Below are 6044 nucleotides of genomic sequence, written 5' to 3'. Positions count from 1 at the left end.
CACTGCAATTGCCTTCAAGACAGAAGCCGGGATCGGACGCGTCGACGGCGGCTGCATCACCAAGGATGGCACCTGCAGCGTCAACTTCTCCAGCAGCGGCAAACGGGAAAAGCTGGTCAAAGACGAGCCCCTGAAACTGGCTGGCCGACAAACCATCGTCGCCTACATGATCGGCGAGGAGAGCTTCGCCGACACCAACGGCAACGGCTCGTTCGATGCCGGCGAAAAGTTCGGCGACCTGAAGCAGGCGTATATCGACATGAACCAGAACGGCAGCTTCGATCACGCGCTGACGACGGTGGATGGTGCGGCGACCGGCGAGGAACCTTTCGCGTTCGATGCCGGAGCAACACCCAGCGCCGGCGACGGCTGCTTCAACGGTGCGCTGAACAAGGCCGCCACTTGCAACGCCTCCACCACGGTGCGCGACTCGGTCGTAGTGGTCTGGTCCGGCAGAACCTGGCATCCAGAAAAGCCGAATACCCAGCTGAACATACCCAATCTTTGCAGTAGCAGCCCTGCAAACCCTGCGGCAACAACGGCTATTCCAGACACCGGCACGCTGACCATACGGCCGCAGGACATCAACGGCAACCCGATGCCGGCGGGTACTACCATCACTTTCAGTGCATCCACCAATACAAGCATTAGAAACGGGAGCTTTACCGTACCGTCGCAACTCTACGCCAGCCCCTACTCGGTCGATGTTTCTACTGCTGACTGCAACAAACTTGGCAATGAAAACATTCAGGTTGAAACCAAGACGCCTTCTGGCGTAGTGACCCGCTACAGTTACCCCGTACGTTAAAGCATAAGGAGATCAGCCCGGTATCAGCCGGGCTGTATTTTACTTGCCGAATCGTCCGGCTCGCCGCATCATCTCGCCTTTATAAGGAGGCATCATGCTGCATAACCCGAATTCCAATTCCCGCCTCAAGCGCCTGAAGCCACGCCAGCGCAAGAAACTGCGCGTCGGCGAGTTCACCGAACTGGGCTTTTCGCTGATCGTTACCCTGAAAAAAGACACCGATCTGGCGGCACAGGATGTGCTGCTGGACGAATGGCTGGAAGCGGTTGACGCGCAAGGGGTCAGCTTTGGCGGCCACTTCTCCGATGCCGAAAGCCTGCAGTTTGAAGGGATTGTGTTCCCGGTCGGCCGTGGCAGCGTCAGCGCCGAAGTCCGTACCGCACTGGTGGCCTGGCTGTCGGCGCGCGCCGAAGTCGAGTCGCTTGATGCCGACGAGCTGGCCGATCTGTGGAATATCGAGTGGTAAACAAGGCTGACTGACCGGCTCTTAGCCGGTCGGGCCCAAAAAAGGCGACGGAACTCCGTCGCCTTTTTTATGGCTTGCCGTGCAGGCGCATGGTTTCGTTTCTGTGCTGTACTCGCATGGACTCCACCATCGCGCCCTGCCAGCGGGTACACAGCCGTTCCAGCGTCTGCTGCATTTCGCCGCCCCAGACTGCATCCTCATGCGCCCATGCAGTCACCGCCTGTTTGGCAAACTGGCTATGCAGTTCGGTGCCATCGTGCCAGACAAACAGCAGATCGGCACACTGGCGCCGGGCCAGACGCTGTGATTTGTCAGCCAAAGGCGCAGATCCGGCCAGCGTACGGGCAGTAAACAGGGATTGCGAGCGCCAGAACACCTGATACAGGCGCAAGGCGCCGAGAGAGAGACGTAATGCAGCCGGCTGCAAACGCAGGGCGATAAGGGGATCGGACATGATGAAACCTCCATGGTGCAGCGCACAATAGAGGTTATAACACCCAATTATTACAAATACAAAATCAGAGGCTGACCCAGCGTGGTCGGGTCAGCTCTGCCGGCTGCAATACATCATCCAGCTGCTCGCGCGTCATCAGCCCGCGTGCCAGCACGATAGCGGACACGCTGCCGCCGGTATGAAAGGCTTCGCCGGCGACCTCGGTCGCGGCGGCATAACCGATGATGGGGAACAAGGCCGTCACCAGACCGATGGAGTTTTCGACCTGATGCTTGAGGAAATCGCGGTTGGCGGTGATGTCCTTGACGCAGTTTTCCCCCAGGGTGTCGCAGGCGGCAATCAGGTGCGACACGCTGCGGAACAGGCTGTAGGCAATCACCGGCTCGAAGGCATTGAGCTGCAACTGTCCGCCCTCGGCGGCCATGGTCACTGTCACATCATTGCCTATCACTTCAAACGCCACCTGATTGACGACTTCAGGAATCACCGGATTGACCTTGCCCGGCATGATGGACGAACCGGCCTGACGCGCCGGCAGATTGATATCGCCAAAACCTGCGCGCGGGCCGGACGATAGCAGGCGCAAATCGTTGCAGATTTTCGACAGTTTGACGGCAACGCGCTTGAGCACGCCGGACACCTGCACGAAAGCACCACAGTCCTGCGTGGCTTCGATCAGATTGGGCGCGGTGACCAGCGCAAACCCGGAGAGTGCCGCCAGATGCTTGCGCACCAGCGGGGCGTAATCGGGGTGGGCACAGATGCCGGTGCCGATCGCGGTAGCACCCATATTGATTTCCAGCATCAGCAACGACGCTTCGGCCAGACGCTGCTGGTCTTCACCCAGCATCACCGCATAGGTCTGGAACTCTTGCCCCAGCGTCATCGGCACCGCATCCTGCAACTGCGTGCGCCCCATTTTCAACACATCGGCGAACTCTTCCGCCTTGGCGGCAAAGTGCAGCTTAAGGCGTTCCAGTGCCGCAATCAGTTGTTGCAAGCCCATATACGTCGCCAGACGCAAGGAGGTCGGATACACATCGTTGGTACTCTGGCATAGATTGACGTGTTCATTCGGATTCAGATATTGGTACTCGCCCTTGGCATGCCCCATCAGTTCCAGCGCACGGTTGGCGATCACCTCATTGGCATTCATATTGGTCGAGGTGCCGGCCCCGCCCTGAATCGCATCGACGACAAACTCCTGATGCAGTTTGCCGGCACGGACTTCCTCGCAAGCAGCCACAATGGCATGCGCCTTGCCATCATCCAGCAGGCCGATTTCATGGTTAGCCAAGGCGGCAGCTTGCTTGATCAGCGCCAGCGACTGGATCAGTCCGCTGTAATGCGAAATCGGCACACCGGTAATCGGAAAGTTCTCTACCGCGCGCAGGGTATGAACCCCCCAGTAAGCATGGGCAGGAATATCACGGTTGCCGATCAGGTCATGTTCGATGCGGGTAGTCATGCTAAGTCTCATCCTTAATGGGTCGCCTGCGGCGGGAATGCCTGAGACTCTATTCCCTGCCGCGATGACTGGCCAATTCGAAAATCGGATAGCATCATGCAGAATTTGCATAACAAGCTGCGACACGATCTACCACAAATGGCATCTTAGCCATGGATTGCATTGCACCAATAACGCCATTTGAATAACATGGCTTTTTAATTTATGAAAACAGCCATCATGAAGCCGAATACCCTGCTTTTATCGCTCGCCCTGATCGCAGGCGCAGCCAGTGCTGCACCGCAACTGGCGGATGAGTACATCGGTTTTGCCGGTGCGATTGCGAATCACAACGTCGATTACGCCGGTTACAACAGCAAGGAAGACACCCGTGCCGGCTATGTGCTGAATGCCGGTTACTATTTCATGCCGCAACTGTCGGTCGAACTGGCGTTTGCCGATCTGGGAGACAGCAAAGGCAAGGATGCTCAGGGTACGGTTAGCACCAGCATCCGTTCGGTATCGTTCAGTGCACTGGGGCACCTGCCTATCAATCAACAGATCGGCGTCTATGGCCGCCTCGGTGCCGGGCAGTTGCGCGCGCGCGGTGATTATGGTTTCGGCAGCTACACGACAACCGACTATCAGCCGGTTGTCGGCATTGGCGTAGAAGGTACGCTGAGCAGCGACTGGCGTTTGTTTGCCGAGCTGACGCACTACGGCAAGGTGACGCTGGAAGACAAGAATGGCAATAATATGGGCGACGTCAACGCCATGGCGCTGCAGGCTGGTGCCAGCTACCACTTCTGATTTTCAGCTGTAAACAGCGGGAGGCGCACGGCCTCCCGCTGTTTACACGCTGGCGTAGCGCCCGCACAGGTAATGCCATAAGGCATCCAGTGCCGGCTTGCGCCGGCGGATATCGCGATACAGCCTGACTTCCATGCCGATGCGCCAGTGCTCGTCGGCCGCCGGCAACAGCTCGCCACGCGCCAATTCCCCCTGCACGGCACTATCCGGCAAAAAAGCAATGCCGTGCCCTTGCAGCACCATATGCTTGAGCCCCTCGGCCATATCGGTTTCATAGCGCAAGCTCAGATGGCAAGGCTGCGGTGCCTGCTCCAGCAGCAATTCGCTCATGCGGTGAAAGTACGCGCCGGGCGAATAACCGAGAAACGGCAATGGCGCATCCGCCATGCCCGGCAAACTTAAGCTCGGCCGCCCGTCACTTCCTGCCTTAGCATAGGGGCGCAACTGCTCGATACCCAGACTGAGCCCGCTATAACGGGCATCGCCCAGACTGACAGGCTGGCGCACGTGGTGATAACACAACAATAAATCACTGCCCCCCTCGACAAAAGCCAGCAGCGCATCATGCACATTGCTCGCCTGCAGCCGGCAAGAGAGCTCGCCGAAGTCCTGCTCGACACCGGACAGCCAGTGCGGGAAAAACGAAAACGACAGGGTATGCGGTACGGCAAACTCCAGCGTATCGGCCGGCATGGCACGCATACCGGCCAGGCGGGTACGGGCAGCACGAATCTGCCCCAGCACCGCAGCGGCCTCATGGCGAAAAGCTTCGCCTGCCGGCGTCAAGCGGGTCGGATAACAGGTGCGGTCTATCAATTCGGAGCCGGCCCACCCCTCCAGCGATTTGATACGGCGCGAAAAGGCAGACTGGGTCAGATGGCGCAGTTCTGCCGAACGGGTGAAGCTGCCGCTTTCGGCCAGCACCAGAAAATCCTCCAGCCAGCGTGTTTCCACGATTCAATACTCCTGTTGCATAGCACAAAATTCAGCCACAAACATCAATGTCATTTAGATCATGGTAAACTGAACTTTATTGTATTTAAATAACTTGATCACCGCGGTGATGCACGCGATGTCATGTTTGTGGCCAAGCCCGCTGACTCACGAAAATTATTCTTATTGGGTTTTAAATGCATAAAATTTCCCGCTATTTGTGGCTGCGTTTATCCGGCTTATTGCCCGGCGAGTTGATGGCAGACCAAAGCAGCTGGCTATTTAGCCCGCACCAGCATATGCCGCTGATGGCACATCGCCGTGCCGCGATGATCATCAACCGGGTACGGCTGTTTGCCTTTCTGTTCGCATTACTGACACCGCTATGGATCGTGGTGGATATCATGACCCTGCCCTTCCCTTTATGGGCACAACTCATGGCATTACGCTTGCTCACCTCGGCAGCCTTTGCCGGGCTAGTCTACTATCGCCGGCCGCAGTCAGGCATGTTCAAGGCCTATCGTGCCATGGCCATGCTATTTGCCATTCCCACGCTATTTTACGTTGCCTCACATCTGCTGATGGCACGCTATCAGTTGCAAGGTGTCGCTGCCGCCATCGCGACCGGCTATGCTTTTTTACCCTTTGTACTCTTGGCCGGTTTTGCCATTTTCCCGCTGACCCTGCTTGAAAGTGTCGCCTTCAGCACACCGGTGCTGGCCATTTATGGCCTAGCGGGCATAGAAAAATGGGTTGATGGCACTTGGCCCACATTCGCCGCCGAATACTGGTTGCTGATCCTGATTGCCGGCGTTGCCACACTCGCCAGCCTCAGCCAGCTGGTTCTGATGATGGCTCTGGTTGGGCAAGCCATCCGTGACCCGCTGACCGGCTGCTATTCACGCCGCAGTGGCGAGGAGATTCTGGCCCTGCAATTCGAGCAATCGGTACGTACCACTACCCCGCTATCGCTGGCCTTTATCGATCTGGATCACTTCAAGCGCATCAATGATGCCTACGGGCATGAAGCTGGCGATAAGGTTCTGAAATCCATGGTCAGGCTGCTGACGGCCAAACTGCGGCGTGGCGATATCCTGACCCGCTGGGGCGGCGAAGAATTCCTGCT

At 57.6% G+C, this 6044-nt stretch carries 7 protein-coding genes; 4 read left to right on the top strand and 3 right to left on the bottom strand.

The window, feature by feature from the left end; all coding sequences use genetic code 11:
- A partial coding sequence (locus ACRC1E_RS04655; RefSeq protein ID WP_438513943.1) for a hypothetical protein occupies positions 1-808 on the top strand: 808 nt, incomplete at its 5' end.
- Positions 809-902: 94 nt separating this feature from the next.
- Complete coding sequence (locus ACRC1E_RS04650; RefSeq protein WP_438513942.1) at positions 903-1274, top strand: YggL family protein; 372 nt, start codon at positions 903-905, stop codon at positions 1272-1274.
- Between the two features lie 67 nt (positions 1275-1341).
- Here ACRC1E_RS04650 and ACRC1E_RS04645 read toward each other — a convergent pair whose 3' ends face one another.
- Positions 1342-1728, bottom strand: coding sequence for a hypothetical protein (locus tag ACRC1E_RS04645; RefSeq protein ID WP_438513941.1), 387 nt, complete (start codon positions 1726-1728; stop codon positions 1342-1344).
- 64 nt (positions 1729-1792) lie between these two features.
- Positions 1793-3196: an aspartate ammonia-lyase gene (gene aspA / locus ACRC1E_RS04640; protein ID WP_438513940.1), complete on the bottom strand. Its 1404-nt coding sequence runs from the start codon at positions 3194-3196 to the stop codon at positions 1793-1795.
- Positions 3197-3400: 204 nt separating this feature from the next.
- Here aspA and ACRC1E_RS04635 point away from each other — a divergent pair, with 204 nt between their 5' ends.
- Positions 3401-3985 (top strand): porin family protein, encoded by a 585-nt coding sequence (locus ACRC1E_RS04635; RefSeq protein WP_438513939.1) that lies wholly within the window; start codon positions 3401-3403, stop codon positions 3983-3985.
- A 42-nt stretch (positions 3986-4027) separates the two neighbouring features.
- Here the strand turns inward: ACRC1E_RS04635 and ACRC1E_RS04630 are convergent, their stop codons facing one another.
- Positions 4028-4939 carry a LysR family transcriptional regulator gene (locus ACRC1E_RS04630; protein ID WP_438513938.1) on the bottom strand — a complete coding sequence of 304 codons (912 nt, stop codon included), beginning with the start codon at positions 4937-4939 and terminating at the stop codon, positions 4028-4030.
- Positions 4940-5115: 176 nt separating this feature from the next.
- Here ACRC1E_RS04630 and ACRC1E_RS04625 point away from each other — a divergent pair.
- Positions 5116-6044, top strand: a 929-nt coding sequence (locus ACRC1E_RS04625; RefSeq protein WP_438513937.1) for a GGDEF domain-containing protein, incomplete at its 3' end; no start/stop codon positions are given.

The organism is Craterilacuibacter sp. (genome assembly GCF_051659485.1).
Classification (GTDB): domain Bacteria; phylum Pseudomonadota; class Gammaproteobacteria; order Burkholderiales; family Chromobacteriaceae; genus Craterilacuibacter.
The sequence above is the reverse complement of the archived record's forward strand: the minus strand, read 5'-3'. Positions and strand labels throughout refer to the sequence as shown.

Bases quoted from the DNA above. Each gene is read 5' to 3' on its own strand.
- aspA (WP_438513940.1), bottom strand. From the start codon at position 3,196: ATGACTACCCGCATCGAACATGACCTGATCGGCAACCGTGATATTCCT.
- ACRC1E_RS04645 (WP_438513941.1), bottom strand. From the start codon at position 1,728: ATGTCCGATCCCCTTATCGCCCTGCGTTTGCAGCCGGCTGCATTACGT.
- ACRC1E_RS04635 (WP_438513939.1), top strand. From the start codon at position 3,401: ATGAAAACAGCCATCATGAAGCCGAATACCCTGCTTTTATCGCTCGCC.
- ACRC1E_RS04650 (WP_438513942.1), top strand. From the start codon at position 903: ATGCTGCATAACCCGAATTCCAATTCCCGCCTCAAGCGCCTGAAGCCA.